Source organism: [Empedobacter] haloabium (assembly GCA_008011715.2).
GTDB lineage: Bacteria > Pseudomonadota > Gammaproteobacteria > Burkholderiales > Burkholderiaceae_D > Rugamonas > Rugamonas haloabia.
Window position 1 is genome coordinate 2,963,393 of record CP136508.1, and the last position, 24,121, is coordinate 2,987,513.

The 24,121-nt window shown below is 66.8% G+C and carries 21 protein-coding genes and 1 pseudogene; 8 read left to right on the forward strand and 14 right to left on the reverse strand.

The genetic code is table 11. The features are described from left to right. Nucleotides 1–20: 20 nt before the first annotated feature. Nucleotides 21–497, reverse strand: a complete 477-nt coding sequence (locus E7V67_013010) for a hypothetical protein (protein WUR15980.1) — start codon at nt 495–497, stop codon at nt 21–23. 183 nt (nt 498–680) lie between these two features. Between E7V67_013010 and E7V67_013015 the strand changes: the two genes are divergently transcribed. Continuing rightward, nucleotides 681–1,211, forward strand: coding sequence for a hypothetical protein (locus E7V67_013015; GenBank protein ID WUR15981.1), 531 nt, complete (start codon nt 681–683; stop codon nt 1,209–1,211). Between the two features lie 72 nt (nt 1,212–1,283). On the opposite strand, the gene E7V67_013020 is transcribed toward E7V67_013015, so the two are convergent. Together E7V67_013020 and E7V67_013025 are read right to left on the reverse strand one after the other, a co-directional pair. Then, the gene (locus tag E7V67_013020) at nt 1,284–2,348 is read right to left on the reverse strand and encodes a M35 family metallo-endopeptidase (protein ID WUR15982.1); all 1,065 of its coding nucleotides are present in this window, start codon (nt 2,346–2,348) and stop codon (nt 1,284–1,286) included. A gap of 409 nt (nt 2,349–2,757) precedes the next feature. Next, nucleotides 2,758–4,741 (reverse strand): annotated as a pseudogene (locus E7V67_013025) (U32 family peptidase). Nucleotides 4,742–5,370: 629 nt separating this feature from the next. Between E7V67_013025 and E7V67_013030 the strand changes: the two are divergent. Next, nucleotides 5,371–7,053: a diguanylate cyclase gene (locus E7V67_013030; protein ID WUR15983.1), complete on the forward strand. Its 1,683-nt coding sequence runs from the start codon at nt 5,371–5,373 to the stop codon at nt 7,051–7,053. 22 nt (nt 7,054–7,075) lie between these two features. Here the strand turns inward: E7V67_013030 and E7V67_013035 are convergent, their stop codons facing one another. From E7V67_013035 to E7V67_013060, 6 genes are all read right to left on the reverse strand, one after another. Beyond that, the gene (locus E7V67_013035; GenBank protein WUR15984.1) at nt 7,076–7,204 is read right to left on the reverse strand and encodes a hypothetical protein; all 129 of its coding nucleotides are present in this window, start codon (nt 7,202–7,204) and stop codon (nt 7,076–7,078) included. Between the two features lie 237 nt (nt 7,205–7,441). Then, on the reverse strand, nt 7,442–8,005 hold the full coding sequence (locus E7V67_013040) for a GNAT family N-acetyltransferase (protein WUR15985.1): 564 nt from the start codon (nt 8,003–8,005) through the stop codon (nt 7,442–7,444). Nucleotides 8,006–8,074: 69 nt separating this feature from the next. Then, entirely contained in the window at nt 8,075–8,833 is a 759-nt protein-coding gene (locus tag E7V67_013045) for a class I SAM-dependent methyltransferase (protein WUR15986.1), read from the reverse strand. Then, nucleotides 8,821–9,615, reverse strand: coding sequence for an XrtA-associated tyrosine autokinase (locus tag E7V67_013050; GenBank protein WUR15987.1), 795 nt, complete (start codon nt 9,613–9,615; stop codon nt 8,821–8,823). The genes E7V67_013045 and E7V67_013050 overlap by 13 nt, the downstream gene beginning before the upstream one ends. A 10-nt stretch (nt 9,616–9,625) precedes the next feature. Further along, nucleotides 9,626–11,155: a GNVR domain-containing protein gene (locus E7V67_013055; GenBank protein ID WUR15988.1), complete on the reverse strand. Its 1,530-nt coding sequence runs from the start codon at nt 11,153–11,155 to the stop codon at nt 9,626–9,628. A gap of 138 nt (nt 11,156–11,293) precedes the next feature. After that, nucleotides 11,294–12,238 carry an EDSAP-1 family PEP-CTERM protein gene (locus E7V67_013060; protein WUR15989.1) on the reverse strand — a complete coding sequence of 315 codons (945 nt, stop codon included), beginning with the start codon at nt 12,236–12,238 and terminating at the stop codon, nt 11,294–11,296. A gap of 219 nt (nt 12,239–12,457) precedes the next feature. On the opposite strand from E7V67_013060, the gene E7V67_013065 reads away from it, so the two are divergent. Together E7V67_013065 and E7V67_013070 are read left to right on the forward strand one after the other, a co-directional pair. Next, nucleotides 12,458–13,207: a long-chain N-acyl amino acid synthase gene (locus E7V67_013065; protein WUR15990.1), complete on the forward strand. Its 750-nt coding sequence runs from the start codon at nt 12,458–12,460 to the stop codon at nt 13,205–13,207. Nucleotide 13,208: 1 nt separating this feature from the next. Continuing rightward, entirely contained in the window at nt 13,209–14,873 is a 1,665-nt protein-coding gene (locus tag E7V67_013070; GenBank protein WUR15991.1) for an FAD-binding oxidoreductase, read from the forward strand. 115 nt (nt 14,874–14,988) lie between these two features. Here E7V67_013070 and prsT read toward each other — a convergent pair whose 3' ends face one another. The 5 genes from prsT to E7V67_013095 all read right to left on the reverse strand — a co-directional run bounded on the left by prsT (nt 14,989) and on the right by E7V67_013095 (nt 21,251). Further along, nucleotides 14,989–17,736, reverse strand: a complete 2,748-nt coding sequence (prsT, locus tag E7V67_013075) for a PEP-CTERM system TPR-repeat protein PrsT (GenBank protein WUR15992.1) — start codon at nt 17,734–17,736, stop codon at nt 14,989–14,991. A 167-nt stretch (nt 17,737–17,903) separates the two neighbouring features. Next, nucleotides 17,904–18,590, reverse strand: a complete 687-nt coding sequence (locus tag E7V67_013080) for a response regulator transcription factor (protein WUR15993.1) — start codon at nt 18,588–18,590, stop codon at nt 17,904–17,906. A 147-nt stretch (nt 18,591–18,737) separates the two neighbouring features. Continuing rightward, complete coding sequence (locus E7V67_013085; protein ID WUR15994.1) at nt 18,738–19,208, reverse strand: hypothetical protein; 471 nt, start codon at nt 19,206–19,208, stop codon at nt 18,738–18,740. Nucleotides 19,209–19,549: 341 nt separating this feature from the next. After that, the gene (locus E7V67_013090) at nt 19,550–19,948 is read right to left on the reverse strand and encodes an Hpt domain-containing protein (protein ID WUR15995.1); all 399 of its coding nucleotides are present in this window, start codon (nt 19,946–19,948) and stop codon (nt 19,550–19,552) included. Between the two features lie 10 nt (nt 19,949–19,958). After that, nucleotides 19,959–21,251, reverse strand: a complete 1,293-nt coding sequence (locus E7V67_013095) for an alpha/beta fold hydrolase (GenBank protein ID WUR15996.1) — start codon at nt 21,249–21,251, stop codon at nt 19,959–19,961. Nucleotides 21,252–21,438: 187 nt separating this feature from the next. Between E7V67_013095 and E7V67_013100 the strand changes: the two genes are divergently transcribed. The 4 genes from E7V67_013100 (at nt 21,439) to E7V67_013115 (ending at nt 24,097) form a co-directional block, all read left to right on the forward strand. Continuing rightward, nucleotides 21,439–22,602 carry a PepSY domain-containing protein gene (locus E7V67_013100; protein WUR15997.1) on the forward strand — a complete coding sequence of 388 codons (1,164 nt, stop codon included), beginning with the start codon at nt 21,439–21,441 and terminating at the stop codon, nt 22,600–22,602. Further along, nucleotides 22,599–22,775 (forward strand): hypothetical protein, encoded by a 177-nt coding sequence (locus E7V67_013105; GenBank protein WUR15998.1) that lies wholly within the window; start codon nt 22,599–22,601, stop codon nt 22,773–22,775. The genes E7V67_013100 and E7V67_013105 overlap by 4 nt, the downstream gene beginning before the upstream one ends. Nucleotides 22,776–22,886: 111 nt before the next feature. Then, nucleotides 22,887–23,234 (forward strand): transposase, encoded by a 348-nt coding sequence (locus E7V67_013110; protein ID WUR15999.1) that lies wholly within the window; start codon nt 22,887–22,889, stop codon nt 23,232–23,234. After that, nucleotides 23,231–24,097, forward strand: a complete 867-nt coding sequence (locus tag E7V67_013115; GenBank protein ID WUR16000.1) for an IS3 family transposase — start codon at nt 23,231–23,233, stop codon at nt 24,095–24,097. The genes E7V67_013110 and E7V67_013115 overlap by 4 nt, the downstream gene beginning before the upstream one ends. The last annotated feature ends 24 nt before the right edge of the window (nt 24,098–24,121 follow it).

Sequence of the window (24,121 nt, forward strand, 5' to 3'; positions counted from 1 at the left end):
TGGCGTGGGCGCGATGGCGATCAGAACAGCTTGAACTTCAGCTGGATGGCGAGGGCGCCGTGCAGGCGGTCCTTGTATGTGGGTACGATAGCAAAGTTCACGCCAAACCTGTCGTACTCCACGCTGACGACCGGGATCGCGGCCAGGAACCAGCCGCCGTCGCGCATCTTCGGGTAACCGTCAAAACCGCCGACGACGGCGCCGATGCGCAGCGGGCCGATCGCTACGGGCTGGTAGTACAGGCCGACGTAGTTCGAGATGGCGCGGTCGCTGTTGTGGAAGCGGCCCGCCGTGACGGAGGCCACCGTCGAGAAGCGGTATTCGGCGCCGATGCCGGGGTTGGTGTCGTCGAAGTTCTTGTCGCGCTGGAAGTGGTACGAGTAGAAGCCGGGATTGACCCACAGCTCGCCGAGCGGCTGCGACTCGATCAGTTGGAACGGGTTGGCAAACGCGACGGCGGGGGCCGCGAATGCCGCCAGCAGGGCAAGCCTCTTCATTATCGTCCTTATACTGTTAATAGCGCGACAATTATAGCGACAGTTCTACCGTCGCGCGGTTGTTGATTTGCTCTTTTTAGTTGCCACGCGGAATGTTCGCGCGGACGCACCGTCCGGGCCCGGTCAACCCGACGGCGCTGCCGCGCGTATACTCGGTGGCAGCACAACGGATCGGAGGCAGACGTGAGGAAAACGGCAACGAGTTCGGCCACGGCCTCGGCCTCGGCCTTGGCCTTGGCCCTGCTGCTGGCGGCAGGCATCCATGACAACGGACGGGCGGAAGGACAGGCGATGAGCGACGTGGGCGTGCAATTGGCGGTGGACAGCAGCGACGGCCACGTGCGCGTCGACGTGCGGCTGGAGAACCGGGGCAAGCTGCCGGCCTACGTGCCGCGCGCGCTGGCATCGGCGCGTCAGCTGGACGGCCGGCTGTTCGACGTGCGCGACGCGCGCACCGGCCAACCGGTCCCGTACCAGGGCCGCATGGTCAAGCGCGGGCCGTTGACGGCGGACGACTTCCTGACACTGGCGCCCGGCGCCACGCACCGGCACAGCATCGACATCACGCCGGCGTATGCGTTCGCGCCGGGTAAGCACGAGTACCGCCTGGCGTACGAAGGCGTGGCTGGGGGCGACGTGCAGGCACTGGTCGCTGGCAGCGGCGCCGCGCCGCTGGTGGCGCCGGCCGTCAGCTTCACGTACACGGCGCGCTGAGGATACTTAACGCGAACAGCGCCAATATAAAAGGCCGCGCGAACGCGGCCTTCCATCCTCCGGACTGACGAATCAGTTCAGCGCCGGGGTGTTCTCGCCGAAATATTCGTGCGAGTCGGCGTTGTCGACAGCGCGGCTCGGGTTGCTCGTCGCCAGCGAGGCGGCGGCGGACTGGCCGTAGGCCCAGTCATCCGTACCGGCCACCACGTTGAAGTGGCTCATCTCGTGCACCAGCGTGCCGCCTTTCGAGTCGGTACCGGAGGTTGGCGCGCTCCAGAACGCCTTGCAGACGTAGATCTTGTACGGCTGGGTTGGGTAGACGTAGGCGTAGTAGCTGTCCGTGCAGCTGCAGTCGACGTTGACCGGCTTGTTGTCCAGGCCGTCCTTGATGTTCACGAAGTGCGAACGCACGGTCGCGTAGCGGGTCGCGTCGTAGGTGCCGAACCACTTGGTGTAGCGGGTGCCGCGGTTGCCGGCGTTCAGGTAGCTGACGGCGCCGTTGGCCATCGTGCGGGCGGCGGACATGGCCGACGTGATCGACGTCTGCTGCGACGCGCTGCACGAGCTGAACGTCAGGCCTTCGCCAACAGGTGCCGGGGCCTGCTTCTTCATGTTCGAGCCGTCGATCCACACCTGCACGGCTTCGGACTTGACCAGGTCGTCGTCCTGCGCTGCCGCCTTGGCGGCGTTGGCGCCCTTGTCGCCTTTGTCGGTCGCGCTGTCGGCGGCCTTGGTGACGAAGCGGATCGCGTAGTCGCCCGAGGCCGACAGGTCGTACAGCGACGACAGTTCGACGGTGGCGGTGTGCGATTTGCCTGGCTGGATCGTGAAGTAGTCGGAAGCGCGCGGCGCCGGACGCTTAACGTGCTTGCCCTCATACGGCACCGGCACACCGTCGCGGCTGACGTCGAACAGCGATTCCTCGATCGCGCCGAACGGGGTCTGCCATTTCAGCAGGCGCTGCGGCACGGACGACGTGTTGGTCAGCGTGACCTTGACGACCAGGTCGTCCGAAGGGCCCAGCGACTGCTTGTCCGTGCTGATGCTTGCCACGATGCCCGATGCGGCATACGCCGACATGCAGAACGCCGTTGCGACCACCGTACCGCCAATCTTGACCATGTGATTCCAGCTCATGCAGATCTCCTGATAAGAGTAGAGAGGGTGCCCGGCCGGGTTGGCACGGGCGTGAGATCATCCTCACACGGTGTTTGTTGGACGTCAACATTGTCAAAGGCGTGCGCAACCGTGCGCGCGGTTTTGACGCAACATATTGAAGAAATAGGACAAATTGCCCGCAAATGTTAAATTTGGGACATTACTGCTGAGCAGGTTGCGTTGCAAAAAGGAATTTCGGCCGAACCCGGCAGGTCCTGCCGCGTCGCTCAGGCGCGCGGACGCTGGCGGGGGAAGGTGAGGAGAATTCGGCGACAGCCTCCGATCTCGCGAATCAAGGGCCGGCATTTTCCCTCGGAAATTGAGGCTGTCCCCGATTGTCGCTGCGCACGACGGGCTGGTTCCCATCGTGCGCGGCGGATCGGCAGCCTCAGGCGCGCGGGCGCTGGCGGTGGAAGGTGAGGGGGCTGTACGGCACGGCCGAGGGCGGCGCCGAACGCAGGATGTGCGGCTTCATCGCGCCCACCACGTGCATCTCGCACGGCTTGCAATCGAAGCGCAGCGTGTACTTCTCGTCGCCCGAGACCAGGGTCATCGGCTCGGCCCGCACCTGGCCCTGCACGCCCTGGACGCCCTTGGCCTGCTTCGGACACAGGTTGAACGAGAAGCGCAGGCAGTGCTTGGTGATCATCAGCGACACCTCGCCCGGCTCCTCATGGGCCTCGTAGGCCGCGTCGATCAGCTGCACGCCGTGCTTCTGGTAGAACGCGCGCGCCTTCTCGTTGTACTACGTTGGCCAGGTAGGACAGTTGCGTGTCCGGATACACGGCCGGCGGCTCGGCCGGGGCCTTGCGCGCCGGGCGGTCCCAGGCGGCCAGGCGGGCGGCCTCGTGCGCGGCGACGGCGTCGCGGCGCAGCGCGTTGATGGCCGCGGCCGGCACGAACCACGGCTGCGACAGCCGCAAGGTGACGCCGTCGGCCACGAACATCGTGTTGCCCAGCTTGGACAGGCTGGCGCGCAGGCCGGCCTCGGCCTGGCTCGCCTGCTGGGCCGGCTGCAGGGCCAGCTGGGCGTTCGTGGCGCTCTCGATGCCGTCCTCGTCGCGCACGGTCAGGCGCAGGCCGCCGTCGATCTCGGCCAGCGTCAGGTGCAGGCCGACCTTGCGCTCGGACGACTTCTTGTTCAGCGCCGCTTCCCACTGGTGGTCGCGGTTGCGCGAGATCTCGGTGCCGGCCTTCAGGCCGGGCAGGGTGGTCATCACCTCGTTCGGATACACGCGCCAGCGCTGGCCTTCGTCCGACTCGCCCAGCTTCTGCACCGTGTTGGCCTGGATGCCCACCGTGGTGCGCTTGTTCATGTAGTTCAGGCCGTCGCCGTTGGCCAGCGGTGCCTGCGTCAGCAGCTCGAAGTGGTCGGTGCCGACCTTGCTGACGGTGCCGACCTGCACGCCCAGGTACTTGGGCGAATCGAAGGCGCCGATATCGTCCTGGCGGCCGGTGGCGAAGTAGTCGGTGTGACCGCGGTTGAAGTTCTTGTCCACGTCCGGCGTGAACAGCACTTGGGTGCGGCCGCTGGACGCGCGCTCGAACGCGGCCGGGCCGCCGGCGCGGCGCTCCAGGATCTCGTCCAGCAGCAGGCGGTAGTGGGCCGTGATGTTCTTCACGTAGCCCATGTCCTTGTAGCGGCCCTCGATCTTGAACGAGCGGATGCCGGCGTCGATCAGCGCCTCCAGGTTGCGGCTCTGGTCGTTGTCCTTCATCGACAGCAGGTGCTTGTCATAGGCCACCACGCGACCCTGGCCGTCCGACAGCGTGTACGGCAGGCGACAGGCCTGCGAGCAGTCGCCGCGGTTGGCGCTGCGGCCCGTGTCGGCGTGCGAGATATAGCACTGGCCGGAAAACGCCACGCACAGGGCGCCGTGGATGAAGTATTCCAGCGGGGTATCGACGTCGGCGCGGATCTTGCGGATCTGCTCGATCGTCAGCTCGCGTGCCAGCACCAGCTGGGAGAAGCCGACGTCGCCCAGGAATTTCGCCTTCTCCACCGTGCGGATGTCGCACTGGGTGCTGGCGTGCAGCTGGATCGGCGGCAGGTCCAGTTCCAGCAGGCCCATGTCCTGGATGATGAGGGCGTCCACGCCGGCCTCGTACAGCTGCCAGATCTGCTTGCGCGCCAGGTCCAGTTCGGCGTCGTGCATGATCGTGTTCATCGTCACGAAGATGCGCGCGCGGTAGCCATGCGCGAATCGCACCAGGCTGGCGATGTCCTCCAGCGGATTGCTGGCGTTGTGGCGGGCGCCGAACGCGGGACCGCCGATGTAGACGGCATCCGCGCCGTGCAGGATGGCCTCGCGGCCGATTTCGGCGGTCTTGGCGGGCGACAGCAGTTCGAGCTGGTGGTCAAGTAGGGACATGGCATACCTCTGGGCGAAGGCGGAGATTATAGCGGTGGGCGCGGGGCCTGTCATGGGCCGGCATGGGGCAAAAGAAGAGGACTGGAGCAATTCTTTCTTGCAAAAAACTTCCTACTCATGTGTAATCCGCGATTGACGTATATTTCTTGCAACACCCGTCCCTCATGCACGAATCGCTCGTTGCGCTGCTCGCCGAAAGCGTGCGCGGCGAGGAGGCGCTGAGCGTGCCGTACAGCTTTGAGCTGCAGGCGGTGGTAACGAGCTGCGCATCGTGCAGCGTTGTCGGACCTTCCTTGTTGCGTCGCCCACCCGGCCATGGCGGCTAGTCGAGACACCAGCTGTCGCCAGGAGTCTTGCTCTCAGCGGGTCCCTTCCGCACGCCCAGGGCATGCTGGGATCACCACCAGTCTGGCCGTGCCAACGGCACAGGCCGGCGATCCCGGTGGCATATCCCCACGCCGCTTCTTGTCAGGCATCGGTGATTGGCCAGCACGGCTGTTGTTTTCGCGCCGCGCGTAAGCGGGTAGGGGGCATCCGCCGATTAGCGCTTGTTACACTGGCGTCTCTGCCCCGCTCCCGCAGCCTTCCCGTGCCAGGCCTCGCACCAGCCGGCGCTGCCACTGATCTCGATGAAACTTGAAAACAAGCTGAAGCTGTCCGCGGCGTGCGTGATCGCCGTCATGTCGCTGGTGGCGATCGGGCCGTATTTTCTTAACGCCCAGGTACGCGGGGTCATGACCGAGCTGAAGCATGCCTCGGCGGTCGAGCGGCAGTATGCGACGATGTTGACGCTGCTGTCCGATGCCGAGGCGGCCGAGCGCGGCTACGTCATTACCGGGCGCGCGGAATTCCTGCAGCCGTACAACGCGGCGCTGGGCCTGTTGCCCGCGCTGCGCGCGCAATTGCGCGAGCGCCAGACCACGGCGGCCGAGCGGATGGTGCTGGACCAGATCGATACGCTGACCAGCAAGAAGCTGGATTACATGGCGCAGGTCATCAAGGTGCGCGACGAGGGCGGCTTCGAGGCGGCCCGGCAGCTGATCGATTCCGGCCGCGGCAAGACCTATATGGACCAGCTGCGCAGCCTGATCAGCGAACAGGTGTCGGAGCACGCGCTGCACCGTGCCGACCTGCGTGAAACGCTGACGTCGTCCGCAGCCCGGGCCGCCAGCCTGGCCAGCATCGCCACGCTGGCCGACATCGCCCTGATCGTCGCCGTGCTGTTTGCGGCCAACCGCGGCCTGACCCAGCGCCTGGCCGCGGAAAGCCGTGCCAACGAGGCCTCCGATCAGCTGCGCCGCGCCGCGGCCGTGGCGGAGAAGCGCAATCTGCAACTGCTGGGTGGCGGCGACATGCTGCAGGCGCTGGAGCTGGCCGAGACGACGGACGAGAGCGCCAGCATTGTCGCGCGCTTCTTCCATCGCTTGCTGCCCGGCCTGTGCGGTTCGATGTACCTGTACCGTCATTCGCGCGACGTCCTGGAGCGCAAGGCAAGCTGGGGGACGGCCGACGACCCCGAGATCATCGAGCCGCTCGAGTGCTGGGCGCTGCGCAAGGGCAGCGCGCACGATGACGCGCATGGCCATGCGCTGCGCTGCGGCCATGCGGCGGCGACAGACGCGTCGTCGCCGCGGCTGTGCGTGCCGCTCGTTACGCAAGGTAATGTGATCGGTTTCATCACCCTGCAGGGCGCGGCGCTGGCGGCACCGGACAGCGCCGACGATCGCGCCTGGATCCTGCAGCTGGCCGAACAGGCAGCGCTCGCGCTCAGCAACGTCGAGCTACGCGTCTCGCTGCGGCTGCAGTCCGTCATCGATCCGCTGACCCAGCTGTACAACCGCCGCTATCTCGACGAAACGCTGAAACGGGAGCTGAGCCGCGCGGAGCGCCGCGGCATGCCGATGGCGGTGCTGATGATCGACCTGGATCACTTCAAGCGCGTCAACGACACGTTCGGTCACGAGGGCGGCGATCTGTTGCTGCGCAGCGTGGCGACGATCCTGAAGCAGTCGGTGCGAGCGGGCGACGTGCCATGCCGCTATGGCGGCGAGGAACTGGTCGTGCTGATGCCCGATTGCAGCCTGGACAAGGCGGCCGAGCGGGCCGAGGCGATTCGTGCGGCCATCGCCGGGCTGCATCTGCAGTTTAATGCCCAGGTGCTGACGGCAACTGCGTCGCTGGGCGTGGCTGCCTATCCGGATTCCGGGATCGGCGCCGAGATGCTGGTGCAGGAGGCCGACGCCGCGCTGTATGCCGCCAAGCGCGACGGCCGCAATCGCGTGGTGGTGGCCGGGGCCACCGTGGCCGGGTGAGCTGCCGGCGGGGGACGCCTGACTAGCAGGGTGAGGCCGCCTCGGCGTCGTTGCCTTCGCCGCCGCCGTCGCATTCCCACGGCACCACGCCGACCAGCGTGCTGCGCCGCAGGCGCAGACGTGCGTGCGGCGTGCGGATCCCGGATGCCATCCCCCATGCAGCTGCCCAGCGCAGGGCTCGATCCGTGACGCTTCCAAAGGGCCGTTCAGCGGCCGCGCGCTCCAGTGCCCGCGACATCCGCTGCATGGCGTAGAGCTTCTTCGACGATACATTCACCATCCGGACACGATACGCCGCATTACCGGGCGCCAGTGTGGCGCACATAACGGTCAGGCAGCATTGCGCGGTCAGGCAGCATTGCGCATCCGGGCGGTGCACTGGTCCGCGTCACGCCTTATCGCCGAACCGCAGGTACCAGAACAGCGCGGTCTCGTGCGCGAGGTCGGGGAAGCCGGCGTACAGCAGACGGTCGGCGCCGCCCAGGCGCATGCCCAGGCGCGCGTAGAAGCGGCAGGCGGCCACGTTGGTCGACTGTGTTTCCAGCCGCAAGCCCGCCAGGCCGGCTGCGCGGGCCCAGTCGCGCGCAGCGTCCATCAGCGCCTGCCCGATACCCAGGCCGCGCTGGCTGCGGTCCACCGCGAGGTCGTCGATGAGGGCGAATCCCGTCCAGTCGCGGCTGACCAGGACATAGCCGAGTAGCGGCGACGTGGTGTCCGCAGCCGTGGATACAGTCGGTCGGGCCACGAACAATGCGCCGTCGGCGTCGGGCGCCAGCTCGTCCGCGTCGCCGTAGTCCTTGCGATACGGCGCAACCGGCACGACGGCGGCGATGTCATCGCCGTCGAAAGGCGGCACAGCCACCGCCTCCACGTCGAAGGAAAAATCGCAGTGGACCAGTTGCTGCCGCTCCAGACGGGGCAGCAGTTCGATGGTGAAGCGTGCAGGTGGCATGGCAATGGCGGCAGGGGAAAAAGCGCCAGCGTAGCATGCCAGCGGCGGCGGCGCCGGCCGCGCCAGGGTTCAGGCCCGCGGCCGGTAGTACAGCACGGCGGCGCCTTTTTCGCATGCCGGCTGGTGTTGCTCCATCTCCGGATACTCTTCCGCCCAGCGACGCAGGATCAGCTGTTCGTCCGGCCGGCCCGCATCGTCCAGGAACACGGCCGCACCCGGCGCCAGCCGGCCGAACAGGGCCGGGCCGGCGGGATAGCGGGCCAGTGCGCGCGTCGCTTGCGGCGGCCCGTCGATGGCGATCATGTCGATGCCGGCGCCGTCGGGCAAGCCATCGGTGCTGTACCAGGGCCACGTGGCGTCGCCGAAATCCTGCGCCTTCAGCGGCGCATCCAGCACGACGGCCCATTCCGACAAACCATGGCGGGCCAGTTGCCGCCGCGTCTGGGCCGCATAGTGCGGCTCGTGCTCCAGGCTGTACAGCTTGCCCGCTCCGTTCAGTTGCAGGCAGCGCGCCAGCACCACCGTCGACGTGCCGCTGCTGCATTCGACGATGACGCGCGGCTTCTCGGCCAGCGCATGGCGTGCCAGCATCAGCAGGAAGTCCGGTGACGCGGCCCAGCCACGGGTGTCCGGCAGGCTGTGCCGCAGGCCGAGGTCCGTGTACAGGCCCTGCAGCGCCTCCAGTTGGCGGAACAGGCCGGCATTGTCGCGTTGCGAGCGGTCGCGCACGTCGTGCAGCAGCAGGTGGATCAAACGCACCTTGTGCAGCGTATAGCCGCACAGCAGCACGGTCGCGGCCAGGAACAGGAACGACGTCATCGGGAACATGGGGCCTCCTGGTCGTAATAGCCGTAATAGTCGGTGCCGCCGGACGAGGCGGTCTTGTTATAGATGAGGTTGACGTTCGGGCAGCCTTCCACCTGCCGCAGCGCCTCGCGCACCGCGCCGTGCGTGGTGCGCTCGGCTTCCACCACCAGCACGATCTGGCCCATCTGGGCAGCCAGCACACTGGCCTCCGTCGTGATCAGCAGCGGCGGCGAATCGAAGATCACGATGCGGTCGGGGTAGCGGCTGGCGATGTCTTCCAGCAGCCGCGTCATGCTCCGGCTGGCCAGCAGCTCCGTCGCATGGCGGTTGCGCCGGCCAGCCGGCAGGATGCTGAGGGCGGGCACATTGGTACGGAGGATCACGTCGGCCAGGTCGAGTTTGTCATCCAGCAGCACGTCCATCAGGCCGGGCCGGGGCGCCAGGCCCAGCGCGGCCAGCAGCGATGGCCGGGCCACGTCCGCATCGACCAGCAGTACGGTCGTGTCCCGTTCCATTGCCATGCTCATCGCCAGGTTGATGGCGCAGTAAGTCTTGCCTTCGCCCGGCAGGGCGCTGGTGACGACGATCAGGTTGCCATGCCGGACGGGCTGGTCATCGGCGCCCCGCATGCTGCGCAATAGAGGGCGCTTGATGATGCGGAAGTCTTCCGCGACGCTGGTGCGGTCGCCGTCGTGGGTCACCATGCCGAGGCGCCGCAGCCGCGCCAGGTCGATTTCGGCAAAGCGGGCGTCGGCGCCGGCCAGCATGGGTTCCGTGCGCTGGAGATGGTCGATAGGCATCATGCGTAGCTCGCTAAGAATGAAGAAGCGCCATGGCCATCACACCGCCGTACGACGCCACCAGGCAGGCGACACCGGCACCCAGGCCGATTCGCCCGCGCCGGCGCCGGCGCAACTGCGCGTCGGTCCAGTTCATGGCGACGGTGCCGAGCACGCGCAGCCCGGTGGCCTCGCGCAACTGGTGCGGGCTCAGGTAGGTAGGGCGCACCTGGCTGATCAGCAGAGCAGAAGCGGCACCGGAGAGTACGGCGACAGCCAGCACCGCGCTGTACAGCAGCGGCCGTTTGGGGCCGGTAGGGCGCAATGGCAACGTCGGGGGATCGATGATGCGAAAACTCATGATCTCCGTCGTAGTGCTGAGGTCGCCGGACAACTTGGCCGCTTCGCGCCGGCTGATCAGCTTTTCGTAGTTGTCCTTGTTGACCTGGTAGTCGCGGTTCAGCTGGGCCAGCTGCGACTCCACTTCCGGTACCGCCTTGCTGCGCTCCAGCAGCGTGTCGTGCCGCGCCTGCATTTCCGCGACGCGCGCCTTGACGGCCGCGACCCTTGCGTCGGCCTCGGCCAGCGCGACCTTCAATTGCTGCAGCATGGGACTGTAGTGCTTGCCCGGATCGGCCGAGACCACCCGCTTCTTCGCTTCCTGCACCTTGCGTTCCTCCAGCAAGGCAATCAGGCGGCGCGTCGAGATGATGTCGGGGTGGGCTTCCGTATATTGCAGCAGCAGGGCATCGAGCGACTTGTTGAGGGCGCCGATGCGGCTGTCCAGCTCCGGATTGTCGATCATTGCCGGATCCGGCTCCGTGCCAAGGATGGGTTCGTCACCCGCCGCCTGTGCGCCGATGGCGTTGCGCGCCTGCTCGGCCTCGACCAGTTCGAGCCTGGCATTGTTCAGCGCATCGGAGGACATCAACAGCTGTGCGCCATAGTCGATGCCCTGGCGCGGCAGGAGGAAGCCGTTCTTCAGCTTGAAATCCTTGAGGGAGTTCTCCGCGGCCACGAGCTTCTCCTCGTAGGCGCGGATCTGGTCGTCGATGAACTGCACGGCCTTTTCCGATTCGCCGCGCTTGCCCTTGAAGCTGCCTTCGACGAAGATCGTCAGCAGCGACTGCACCACGTCGCGCACCAGGCGGGGATTGCTGTTGCTGTAGCTGATCGTGTAGATGTCGTAGGTGCTGGTGCCGCCGATGCGGATCTTCTGCATCAGCTCGTCCACCTGCTTCTCGTGCTCGCGCGGGTTACGCGCGGCAATGTCGAGGTCGACCATGCGGATGACGCGCTCGACGTTTGGCCGGCTCAGCAGCGTGCGACTCATGATCGCCACCTGTTGTTCGACGTTCGGTACCGTCGTCATGCCGGCCAGGAGCGGCTTCAGGATGCTTTGCGTGTCGACGTAGACGCGGGCCGTGGTCTGGTAGTCGTCCGGCAAGGTGCAGACCCTGAGCCACCCCAGCGTCGCCACCAGCCACATGACCGCGACACCCCACCAGCGATACTTCCAGATCCCTTTCAGGCCGGATTGCAGCTGGGCGATGATCTCTTCCATTGGGGATTCTCCGGGAACGCAACCTGTCCGAGTCCGATTATATGGCTGGGCTGCGGCACCTCGGCGGGAATGCGATGACCGGTTGAGACGCGTCAAAAACGGCGCACCGTCAAGTTTTCCGACGGTGCGCCGCCCACCTCAGAACTTGCGGCGACGGCTGACGAGCGACATGCTCAGGAGGCCCGCCGCCACGATCGCCAGTGTGGCCGGCTCGGGCACTTCCTGTTGCAGGGCGTTGGCCAGCGTGTTGTGCTGGATCGTGATCTGGTAGGTCGTGCCGGCGGCCAGCAGCGGCGTGGTACTGGTGAAGGAGAACATCGTGCCGGCGGCGTTGTACTGCAGCAGGCCCGGGTCGCCGTCCGTGCGGCTGACGGATGCGGAGCCGTTGATCTCGCTCGGCGCGAACGTGAACACCGAGGTGTTCGTCGTCAGGTCGACGATATTGATGTTCCACGACAGCCGCGCGTTCGCGTTCGAGGTGGCGCCGGCGCCGGCCGAGACGAAGGCCGCCGTGTAGGGCGTGGCGTCGAACGAGACCGTCATCGTGTCCGACTGCCCGAGCGTGAACGAGAACGTGGTGGACGTGCCCACGTCGGAGTTGCCGGACGCCGTCTGCATGTTCTGCGACGTCGACGCATCGGCCCGCGTGGTGGCGTGCGCGCCGGCCGGCACGCCGCCGATGCTGATGGCGGAGCCGATCTGGCGCTGGTCGGCGTAGCCGAAGTTCCCAGGTACGGGCGGCGGATTGCCGAAGCGCGTGAAATTGTTCTCGCCCAGCGCCGGGCACGGTACGCCGACGCATTGATGCGCCACATCCGGCTGCACACCGGACAGGATCGGGCGCGAATCGGCCCCGTTGGCGAAGATGCCGTTCAGCGAGGCCGTCGCGTGCGCATCGTTGGTGCCGGTCAGCGTGGCGAAATCCCCGGTGCTGTAGGCAGCGCCGTTCGAATGCAGCAGCCGGAAGTTGTTGATGTCCAGAATGGCCGTGGCGAACGTGTCCGCCCGTGCGCTGCCCATGGCGGCGACGCCCAGCGTAGCAACGGTTGCGGTGACCAGAAAACCTTTCCTGATGATGTACATGGCGTCCTACTCCTTGGTGGTGGTTACGGCCCCAGTCTCTGTGCCGACGCTTCCTGTTCAGCAGCATTCGTGCCACTTGCCCGATCCTTATGAAAATCAAGCACTTGCGAATGGCCTGGGACTAGCGTGGCAAGAAATGAAAAAAAGTCCGACGCGGGCGGAACTTTGCTCGCCGACAGCGGTCTGATGTGCATGACCTTTCATGACACGGGAGACACTGTGCAGCCACTGGACGACACCATCATTTCCTTTGAAGCCGCGGCAAAGCTGCGCGACCTCGTCATCCGCGAACCGCAGGAGACGGCCACTGCCTATACGCATCCCATCGATACGCAGGTCTTCCACATCCGGATGGCCAGCACGGCCGGCAAGCGCGAGGCGGCCAGCTTACTGCTCCGCAAGATGTATGGCTGGCGCGGCTACGACGTGGACCCCGAGACGACCCATGTTCCGAACCGCATCACGCTGTATGCGGAAACGGGCGGCGTCACGGTCGGTACCATGTCGCTGTGCCTGGACGATCCCAAGCTGGGGCTGCCCGCCGATGAGAACTTTCGCGACGAGCTGGACGCATTACGGGCCCAGGGCCGGCGGCTGTGCGAACCGTCGCGGCTCGCCATCGACAAGGACGTCAGCAAGCGCGTCTTTGCCGCGCTGATCCACATCTCCTATATCTACGCCCACAATATCCATGGCTACAGCGACTACGTCATCGAGGTCAATCCGCGTCATGTGATGTTCTACAAGCGCATGCTGGGCTTCCGCGACTTCGGCGGCGAGCGGCCCTGTTCGCGCGTGGGGGCTCCGGCCGTGCTGCTGCGGCTGCAGCTGGACTATATGGGCGAACAGATCCGGCGCTTCGGCGGGCAGATGGAGCAGGCCCCGGGCGAGCGCACGTTCTACCCGTATTTCTTCCCATTGCGCGACGAGCCCGGCATCACGGGGCGCCTGATCCAGGGCCGCGACTGAGATGGCGGCCGCGGCGGAAGGAGGAGGGGCGATGGTGGCGCTGGCCGCCTGGCGCCAGGCGCTGGGCGACGACCGGGTCGCTACCGATGCGGCCGTGCTGGCGTCCTACGCCGCCAGTACGGCGGGGTGGAGCACCATGCCGCTGGCGGTCCTGCGGCCCCGCAGTACCGAGGAGGTCGTGGCGATCGTGCGCACGGCCGCGACGGCCGGGGTGCCGCTGTATCCGGTCAGCACCGGGCGCAACTGGGGCTATGGTGACGCCTGCGCGCCCAGCGACGGCCATGCGATCGTGGACCTGTCCGGGATGAACCGGATACTCGAGGCGGACGCCGAGCTCGCCTATGTCGTCATCGAGCCGGGCGTGACGCAGCAGCAGCTGTCGCGCTACCTGCTGGAGCAGGGGCTGCCGTTGTGGATGGACTGTACCGGTGCGGGTCCCGACACCAGCCTGGTCGGCAACATCCTGGAACGGGGCTTCGGCCATTCGCCGTACGGCAACCGCTTCCAGAACGTCGCGGGCATGCGCGTCGTGCTGGCGAACGGCGACGTGGTGGACACGGGCTTCGGCCACTTTCCCTCGGCCGTCAACGGCCGCGTGTACCCGTACGGCGTAGGCCCCCATGTGGACGGCCTGTTCACCCAGTCGAATTTCGGCATCGTCACCAGCCTGGGGCTGTGGCTGATGCCGCGCACCACCGCCTTGAACCACTTCCTGTGCGCCGTAGGCGAACACGACGGCATCGCGCCCGTCATCGACGCGCTGCGCCCGCTGCGGCTGGACGGCACCTTGCGCAGCATCCTGCATATCGGCAACGACCTGCGGGTGCTGTCCGGCGCCATGACGTATCCGCGCGAACTGGCGGGTCCGGCCGGACCGCTGTCCGATACCGTGCGTGCGCGCTTGCGCCAGGCCGCGGGCATCGGCGCGTGGACGGTGTCCGGCGCCCTGTACGGTAATCCCGACCAGGTCGCCGCGGCGCGCCGCGCATTGCGCCGGGCGCTGCGGCCGACAGCCGCGCGGGCCCAGTTTCTGAACGAGCGCAAGCTGGCCGCCGGCACCCTGTTGGCACGGCTGCTGGGCAATTCCGGACCGGGGCGGCGCCTGGCCGCCAAGGTGGCGCTGGGCCGCTCGCTGTTCGAAATGAACCGCGGCATGCCGAACGGCCGCTTCCTGGCCGGGGCGTACTGGCGGCGCCGGGGCGGGCTGCCGCCAGGCTTTCCCGCCGGCGCCAATCCGGCCCTGGACAATTGCGGCATGCTGTGGGTATCGCCGGTGCTGCCGATGCGCGGCGCCGACCTGCTGCGCGTGCACGCGCTGGCCGAGCCGGTCTTCCACAAGCATCGCTTCGACCTGTTCGCCACCTTCAGCATGATCAACGAACGGGCGCTGGGCGGCGTGCTGACGGTCGCCTACGACAAGGAAGACCCGGACGAAGCGGCGCGGGCGCGCAGCTGCTACCGGCAGCTGTTCGACCTGCTGGTCGGGACCGGCTACATCCCGTACCGGGTCGGGCTGCAGTCGATGGCCGCACTCGACAACGGCGACGACGCCTACTGGCGCATGGTCGGGCGCATCAAGGCGGCGCTGGACCCCGGCGGCATCATTGCGCCGGGTCGTTACGCGGGCCGGGGCGATGGCGGCGACGTCGGCCCGTGGCGGACCTGAGCCGTGGCGCCGGGCGGCGCAGCCGCGCTGGCGGGCAATCGCCCGACCGGGCGCGAAGCCGGCGGTTCGGCCGGAACGAGCACGGGCCCGCCGCTTTCCCTGCGCCGGCACGCGACTACAGTTGCGCCAGCATGCTCCGCACCTCGTCCTGGCGCTTGAAGTCCGGCTGCTTCAGCAGTTGCTCGCACTGCGCGCGGGCACCCTGGCGGTCGCCCGATTTCAGCAATGCCTGGGCCAGGTGGAAGCGGATCTCGGCGGACTGGGGCGCCCCCTCGACGGCTTTGCGCAGCAGCGGCAGCGCCTTCGCCGTGTCGCCCCGCTCCAGCAGGATGGCCGCCAGCGTGTCGGCAACGGCGGCATTGCGCGGCGCCAGCTTGTGGGCCCGCTCCGCATGGGCCAGCGCGCGCGGGTCCTTTTGCTGCAGCAGCGCCCAGGCCAGGTCGTTCAGGGCGACCACATTGTCGGGCGAGCGCTCGACCACTTTCAGGTACTGGCCGCTGGCGCCGGCGGCATCGCCAGCGGCCAGCAAGGCGCTGGCGAAGTACATGCGGGTTGGCTGGTCGGTCGGCTGCTGCTCCAGCCATGCGGCCATGCGCGCGGTCGCTTCCGCCTGGCGCCCCGCCGCCTGCAACGCGCGGTGCAGCGCAATCAGCACGGGGCCGGAGGGCGCCAGCCCGAACGCCTGCTCGTAGCGCTGCACGGCGTCGCCGGGCTTCTGCTGGGCCATCAGTACGTCGCCCTCCAGCTTGAAGCCCACCGGCGATGCGGCGTGCCGCGTCTGCCAGTCGCGGGCGTGCGCCGTCGCTTCCGCCAGCGCGTTCTTCTCGATCAACAGGCTCGACAGGAGTATCGCGGCACCGTCGTTGTCCGGCTCCAGCTTGCTGGCCTTGCGTGCCGCCGTCAGGGCGCCGGCCACCTGGCCGCTGGCCAGGTGCAGGCTGGCGATGCGCAACTGGACGGGGGCGCTGTTCGGCTGCAGCACCGCCAGCTTGCCGAAGCTTTCCAGCGCCGCCTGCGTCTGGCCTGACTCGGCCTGCGTCTCGGCCAGCAAGGCGAGCAGCTCGGGCGCGGCCGGGTCGGTGGCCTGCAGCTTCTGCGCCAGCGTCAGCGCCTTCTGCTTCTCGCCGGCGCGCAGATAGTAGGCTGCCAGCAGCTGCGCTGGCGCCGCCGCATCCGGATTCTCCCGGTGGGCCTGCTCCAGCCAGCGGATCGCCTCGGCCGGCTGGCCCCGCTGCGTGGCCAGGCGCGCCAGCGCCGTCAGCAGGCCAGGATTTTTCTTGTCGCGTGCCAGGGCCGCCTCGTAGCGCTTGCGCGCGTCGTCCGGCTTGCGCGACACCACGTCCAGCTGCGCCAGGTTGTCCAGCGCCGGCTGGTACATTGGATCCTGCGCCAGTGCCTTCTCGAAGCCGGCGCGGGCGCCGTCGACGTCGCTGCGCGCCAGCAGGACACCGGCACGCAGGTTCTGCAGCATCGCACTGTCGCCGCCCTTGATCATGCCGTCGACCAGGTCCAGGGCCTTGTCGAACTGTTTGTCGCGCAAGTGGGTCAGCACAAGCAGCACGCCGGCCCGGCTGGCCTGGCTGTCGCCTTGCGTGGCCTGCTCGAGCTCCGCGATCGCACGCGGGTTGTCGCCCAGTCCCAGCCGGCTGACGCCGTGCGCCAGCCGCAGCCCGGGCGCGTCCGGCCGCAATGCGCTGGCCTTCTTGAAGTGCGCGGCCGCCTGGTTGAAGCGGCGCGCGCGCATTTCCGCTTCGCCGGCCAGGGCCAGCAGCTCGACGTCGTCCGGCGTGTCCTTCAGCAGCGGCTGGACCAGCTTCAGGGCCTCGGCCGGGTTGCCGTTGCGGAGCGCTACCGTGGCCAGCAGCTTGGTCGCATAGGCATTGCCGGGGTTCGCCTGCAGGAACTGGTGCAGGTAGCGCTCGGCCTGGCTGTTGGCACCGAGCGCCAGCTCCACGGCGCCGGCCAGCAGCACGCTGGGCATGTGCTCCGGCACGGCGCGCAGGACCTGTTGCAGTTGCTCCAATGCGGTCTTGAACTGGCCTTCGCGGAAGTCCAGCAGGGCCTGCGAATAGAAGATCAGCAGGCTGTTCGGCTGCGCCTTGCGGGCCTGGGCGATGCGGGCACGCGCTTCCTTGAAGCGTCCGCCCTCGATGTCGAGGTTGGCCAGATCCACCAGGGCCTGCACGTTGTTCGGCTTTTGCGCGACGATCTGTTCGTAGGCCGCGCGGGCCGCGTCGCGCTGGCCGTCGGCCCGTTGCAGGTCGCCGCGCAAGCGCAGCGCATCGACACTGGCGGGGCTGGCCTTGATGGCCTGCTCCGTCAGCTGGCGTGCCTGCGCGCTGTCGCCGCCAGCCAGCGCCAGGCGGGCCAGGCCCAGTGTGGCCTCGATCGAGCCGGGCTGGCGGCGCAGCGCTTCCTCGAACGCCGAGCGGGCATCCCCGGTGCGGCCGAGGCCCAGCAGCGCCTGCCCGCGCAGCGCCAACGCGGCAGGCCCGGTCGCCTGTTCCGTTTCCGCCAGCGCGCGTTCGTATTGTCCCTGGGCCAGCAACGCGCGGCCGAGGGCGGCCAGTACGGGTGCGGGCGCCGCGCCCGCATCGCGGGCACGCCGCAGCTCCTTCTCGGCCGACAGCATGTCGCCGCTGTCGACGTACAGCTGGCCCAGCAGCAGCCTGGCCTCGGCGTTGTCCGGCTGCTGCTGGACGGCATTCTTGAGCTGGATGATGGCGGCCCTGGTGTCGCCCTTGTCGCGGTAGCGGCGGGCATCGGCCAGCAGGTCGTCGGCGGGCGGGGTACGGCTGCAGGCGCCCAGCACGAGCAGCAAGGACAAGGCGGACAGGATGGTGCGGGCAGGGCGGGCAAGCATGGCGGTCTCCGTGGCTGGCTGAACTGCCAGCGTAGAAAATCGCCGCTTGCCCCTCTTGATCGGCCTCAAGGAGCGGCAGCAGGAGAAGCGATACTGCGCAGGCCGTGTCAACTTCGGGGTCAGGCACCAAAGCTGACACGAGCTCGGCAGTTGCGCCGGGCAGGCGACTATTGCATGGCCGCCTGCCGGGCTGGTCCCTGCACCGGTGGCGCAGGGCGGGCGCCGCCGACGAATGGCGTGGCCGGGCGGCGCCCCGCGTCGATCAGCCCGCGCTGGGTGGCGACGACCACCGCATGGGTGCGGGCCGTCGCGTCCAGTTTGCTCATCAGGCCCTTGACGTGGGTCTTGACGGTGCCGACACCGATGCCGAGCTCGCGCGCGATCGACTTGTTGCAGCAGCCCTTGGCCAGCAGCCGCAGCACGTCGGTCTCGCGTCCCGTCAACGTCTCCCGGCTGAGGCTGTCGGCGACGCAGCGGGTGACCGCTTCGCTCAGGTAGCGCAGCCCCTGGCCAAGCTGGCGGACCGCGCGCACCAGTTCGTCGGCGCTGCAACCCTGCAGCAGATAGCCGTGCACGCCGCAGTCCATGGCGGTGCGCACTTCCCATTCCTTGTCCAGTTGCGTGACGATCAGCACGCGCGGCGCGTGGCCGAAACGGTCCTGCGGCGCTTGCCGCGCCAGCGCCAGGCCCGTGTCGTAATCGGCCACGACCACGTGGGCGCCAGCATGGCCCTGCGGATCGCCGGTGCGCGTCGTCAGCAGGAATTCGCCGCACCCGGCAAGCAGCGCATGCAATCCCGCCGTCATGACGGGGTCGCGGTGCATGAGGTGGACATTCGGCTGGTGGATAGGCATGGCGATTCTCCCGTTGGGCAACGGCGAACGGCCGTTGCATCTGTTGCAGTCATGATGGAACTGCAACGCCGGCGTGACAAGTTAAGCGGTGTTAATTTGCTTAAACAGCCGGCGGGGAGAATGGGGTGGAGGCGGGGGGACGGGAGCTTATTTCAGGGCGGCAGGCTGGGCCGCCACATCGGCGCCGCGGATCAGCGCGGCGAGCCGCAGCGCGGCTTTGGCATGGCTGCGCTCCGCCGCCTGCTGGTACAGGGACAGGGCACGGCTGTCGGTACCGTCCTCCGCGGGAAGGCGGACCATCTCGGCCAGCTGGAACGCCGACTCCGAATCGCCGGCGCGGGCCGCTTCCTCGAACAGCCGCATGGCTTCGCCACGCTGCTGGGTCTTGCTCTGGTAGATCATGCCAAGCTCGCGCTTGGCGACAACGGAACCTTGCTCGGCCCATTCGCGCAGTCGGCGCTCGGCCGCGGCGCCACCGTGGATCGTCAGTTTCTGTGCAACGGCTTCGATGACCGGCGCCGGCGGCACCGCGTCTTCCTTGGCCTGGCAGGCAATCAAGGCGCCCACCGAGACGAGTACGAACGCAATCAGCGCGCCCGACTTGTTGAATAATTCCATATTTTTCTTCTTGCCTCACTCAAACCTGCTTGACGCGGTTGATAGGGTTGCCCCGGGGAGCGGGGCGCAAGACGGCGCCGCCCGGGGGCGTTACTGTACCATGAAATTGCTAAAATGCAATAATGAAGCACCTCCAGCCCAACAGTAAGCGTGCGCGGGATTGTAGTGACTTTCATATCACTATGGCGCACGATCGCTGCGGTGCGCCATGGGCGCCCCGGCGTCGATACGGTCACTGCGGCATGCGTGGCAATATTAGCATGTCAACTTTGCGACAAGCCAGATGAAGCGACACGACCGGCGTAACAATTGTAACCAGTCGTTAGTACTGTCGAGTATGCTCAGCGAGCGCTGGCGCGGCCTGCGTGCTGATCCAGCCAGGCGCCGGCGTGTTCCATGACGAGGCGCAGCTCGTTCTCGACCGCCGTGAACAGCAGCGGAATCTGCAACACCTTGCCTTCGGACAGTGCCAGCTCCAGCCCCAGGCATGCGGCCACGAAGCGCCTGGCACCCAGTTCCGAAATCGTGTCGCGCAGGTGATGGATGATCCGGCGCGCCTCCATGAAGCGCGCCTGCTGCACCGCATCACCGGCCTGGTTCAGCGGCTCGATACCCGTGCTGATGCAGTCGCGCACGATGTGCACGACCTTGCGTACGGCCCGCTCGTCGTTGCCGAGCGCTTCCACCAGCTCGTCGACGCAAAAAATCGTTTCATCATGGGCACTTGCGTAGGCCGTCATGGCGACTCCGTCAATAGAAAGTCCAGTAGCGCCCCGCCGGGGCGTCGACCGGCTGCAGTCCGGCACGCTGATGCGCCCGCAACTGCTGGTTGATCAGGTAATACATGTCGGCCAGCGCCGACCGCTTTTCCGCATAATACGAGTGGCCGATGAAGCCCGTGTCCACGCTGCTGGCGTCCACCGTTTCCATTCCGGGCGCGATGACCAGACCCGCACCGCTGTCGCCGGCGCGCGCATGACCGTGCGCCCGTTTCGACATCTGCAGCGCCTCGTCGTTCGACGACGCGTACAAGGTGACGGGATTGCCCGCCGCCGCCAGGGCCGGCGCGATATCGCGGCGGAACACGTCCGCATCGATGTCGGGCGCCGTCAGGATGATCTCGCGCAGCCGCCCGGCCAGTTCCGGCCGCGCCGCGATCACGGCCGCCGTCGCCCGCGCCAGCGCCCGGTTACCCATGCTGTGGCCCAGCAGATAGACGTGCTCGGCCGGCGTCCCGGCCAGGAAATCGATCAGGAACTCCGTCAGCTTGGACTGCGTCCACTCGCAATTGGTTTCATCGACCATGTAGCCGGACAGGCGTCCCTGCGACGGCCAGCTGTAGAACAGGGGCACGCCGCCAAAGGCCAGGTCGTAGGCGATCTGGCCGGTGCGCCGCGCCGCGTCCTCGAAGCTGGTCCGATAGCCATGCACGAACAACAGGGCACTGCGGTTGCCGGTGGCGGCAACGGCCTGCGCCAGCGTGGGGAAGAACTGCTCGCGACTGGCCAGCTCCGTGCGCATCAGCACGACATGGCGATCCGGGTCCGGGCGGAACTGCAGCCGCAGCAGGGAAGGGGATTCGAGCTCGCCCATGCGGTGGTCGCGCGGAATGCTGACCTCGCAGCTGCCGTAGGTCAGCGTGCCGCGCCCGCCGCCGAACTGGCGCGCCGGGTGGCGGTCACCCGTCTGCTGCCGGTCGGTGGCGAAAAACACCTGCATCACGGCGTGGTTCGGCGCATTGCCCTCGGCCGTCGTGCGCCAGTGCGCTTCCTGGGTGGTGACGCCGGCCTGGCGCCGCTCGACCTCGTCCAGCAGGTTGCGCGCGGCGGCGCGCAGATAGCGGTCGCCTGCCAGCCCGGCGGCGGCCAGCGCATCGGACAGGGCGAACTGGCGCGACAGCGAGCCCGGGTCCTGTTCCAAATCCAGGATCGCTTCCTCGACCCGGGGCGAACGCGGTGCCAGGCGGGCCTTGAGCATCTGGTAGGCGGCGCTGGTGCCGCCTTCGGCGATCGCCGCCGTCACTGCGGAAGTGATGACATCCATAGGTGCTGCCTCCACTGCGGTGATTCCTGCGGCGACACCCGCAGTAACCCATAGTTCACCACAGGCGCTCAGGCAAGTCCAGTCTGAACTCAAGCGTGCAGCGGGATCGCATTCCGATGTGCAAGGCACTGGTAAATGAGAATAGTTTGCATTATCATCCAATGACTTATTCCTATATTGTCCCGCCATGACACCTGTTACCATCCGCCGCTGGGCCTGGGTCCACAAGTGGAGCAGCCTGGTCTGCACCGTCTTCATGCTGCTGCTGTGCATTACCGGCCTGCCGCTGATCTATCACCACGAGATCGGCCACCTGCTGGGCACCGAAGTGGAGTCGCCGCCGATGCCGGCCGATACCCCCAAGGCCGACCTGGACAAGGTGATCGCCGCCGCCAAGGCCCTGTACCCGGGCAAGCAGATGATGTACATGTCGCAGGAAGCGGACGACGACACGATCTGGAACCTGACCCTGGGCGACAGCGGCACCGACACGAACTTCAAGTTCACGGCGGTGGACGCCCGCACGGCCCAGGCGCTGCCCACCCCGCAGTTCGAGGGCAGCTTCATGTCCGTCATGTTCCACCTGCACGTCGACCTGTACGCCGGCTTGTGGGGCAAGCTGTTCCTCGGCCTGATGGGCTTCCTGCTGCTGGTGGCGATCGTGTCCGGCGTCGTGCTGTACGCGCCGTTCATGCGCAAGCTGGACTTCGGCACGGTGCGGCGCGAGCGTACCAACCGCACCAAATGGCTCGACCTGCACAACCTGCTGGGCATCGTCACCTTGACCTGGGCGTTCGTCGTCGGCGCCACCGGCATGATCAACACGTGGGCCGACCTGATGCTGAAGTACTGGCAGGCCACGGAAATGGCCGACATGGTGGCGCCGTACAAGAACGCGCCGCCGTTGAGCTCGTTCGGTTCGATGCAGCAGGCCGTGGCCGCGGCCAAGGCGCTGGAGCCGGACATGAAGATCGGCTTCATCGCCTTCCCCGGCACCCCGTACACCAGCGAGCACCACTATGGCGTGTTCATGAACGGCACCACGCCGCTGACCTCGCGCCTGTACAAGCCCGTGCTGATCGACGCCCAGACGGCCCAGGTGACGGACAGCCGGGAGCTGCCATGGTACCTGACGGCACTGCTGGTGTCGCAGCCGCTGCACTTCGGCGACTACGGCGGGCAGCTGATGAAATTCCTGTGGGCCGCCCTGGACGTGGCGACGATCGTCGTGCTGGGCAGCGGCCTGTACCTGTGGCTCAAGCGCGGCGTGACCGTGCCGGCGCGCCGGGAAGACACACCCGCCGACGCCGGTCTGGTGCCGGCGCTGGCGCGCCAGGGAGAAGCGCGATGAGCGACGAGTTCCTGCGCCTGTGGGGCATGCCGATCGTGCTGGCGATCCTGACGACGATCGGCCTGGTGGCCGCGCTGCTGGGCGACGGCCTGCTGGATTACGTGTCCGCCGTCGCCCTGGGTATTCCGGTCGGGCTGGGCACCTGGCACAGCCTGCGCCGCCAGGGCCGCTGACAGCCTGTCGCACGTGATATGGCCGAGGCCGTGTCCTATTCCGGGGTCTGAGGTGTACCGGAAATTGTAGCCAGGTCGAAATGGGGGACAATCCGTATCCTAGAGGACCCTATGACCGCGAAATCACCAAATACCCCACCGGAGGATGCTGGAGCGCAGCGCCAGCATCCTGTTGTCTACACCAAAGAATTTAAGCTTGCTGCCGTTGCACGCCTCAAAGATGGCAAGCAGACTGCGCAGGCCCTTGCTAACGAGCTGGGCGTACGGCGCAATCAGCTCTACAAATGGGCGAAGGTGCTCGAGCAAAACGGCCCAGAGGCAAGTTTCACCAGTCGTGGCCGCAAGCCCGAAAGCGAAGAAAGTGAGCTAGCACGGGTCAAACGCGAGCTAAGCAGAGTGAAGGAGGACTTCGAACTATTAAAAAAGTTGGAGGCGTCCTTCGCGCGGATGAAGCGATGAAGTACGCCGTGATCGAGGAACATTCAAAGCGCCATTCTGTGCGTTCACTGTGCCGTGTGCTGGATGTGAAGTACAGTACCTATTACGCTTTCCGCCGTCGACCATCGAGTATGCGCAGCCGAGAAGATCTGGCACTGCGTCAGCACATTCGTAGCCTGCACGACTCACATCGTCATGCGCTAGGTGCAGTGAAGACGTGGCGCCTACTCAACGCTAGCGGCGTCGTATGCGGCAAGCATCGTGTGGCACGGCTGCGCAAGATCGAGGCCATTGAGGCTAAGCGTAAGACCAAGTTCCGCGTGATGAAGGCCCATCAGCACACCGAGCCGCCTGCGCCCGACCTGCTCAAGCGAGCTTTCACCGTAACAGCACCGAACAAGGTCTGGGTTAGCGACATCACAACAATCCATACCAGTGAAGGTTGGCTCCATCTAGCCATCGTGCTTGACCTGTTCGCTCGTCGGATAGTTGGGTGGGCCATGAATCAGTGCCAGGACGCCTCGCTGCCCATCGCTGCGCTAAGAATGGCCTATGCACAGCGCAGGCCTGAACCGGGGCTCATCTGCCACACAGATCAGGGCTCGGTATACGGATCCAAACTATACCGAGGGGTGCTGGACGAACGCGGCCTTAGGGCAAGTATGAGCCGACGAGGTAACTGCCACGACAATGCCGTGGCAGAGAGCTGGTTCTCTACGCTCAAGAATGAACTGACGCGTCACACCATGTATCCAACAAGAGCTAACGCCATCGCCGAGATATCGAGTTACATCGAGCTGTACTACAATCAGCGGCGCCCTCATCAGACGCTGAGATACCTCAGCCCCATGGAGGTCGAAAAAAAGTACCTGACCCCCAATTGAACCTGGCTACGATATCCGGGCTAC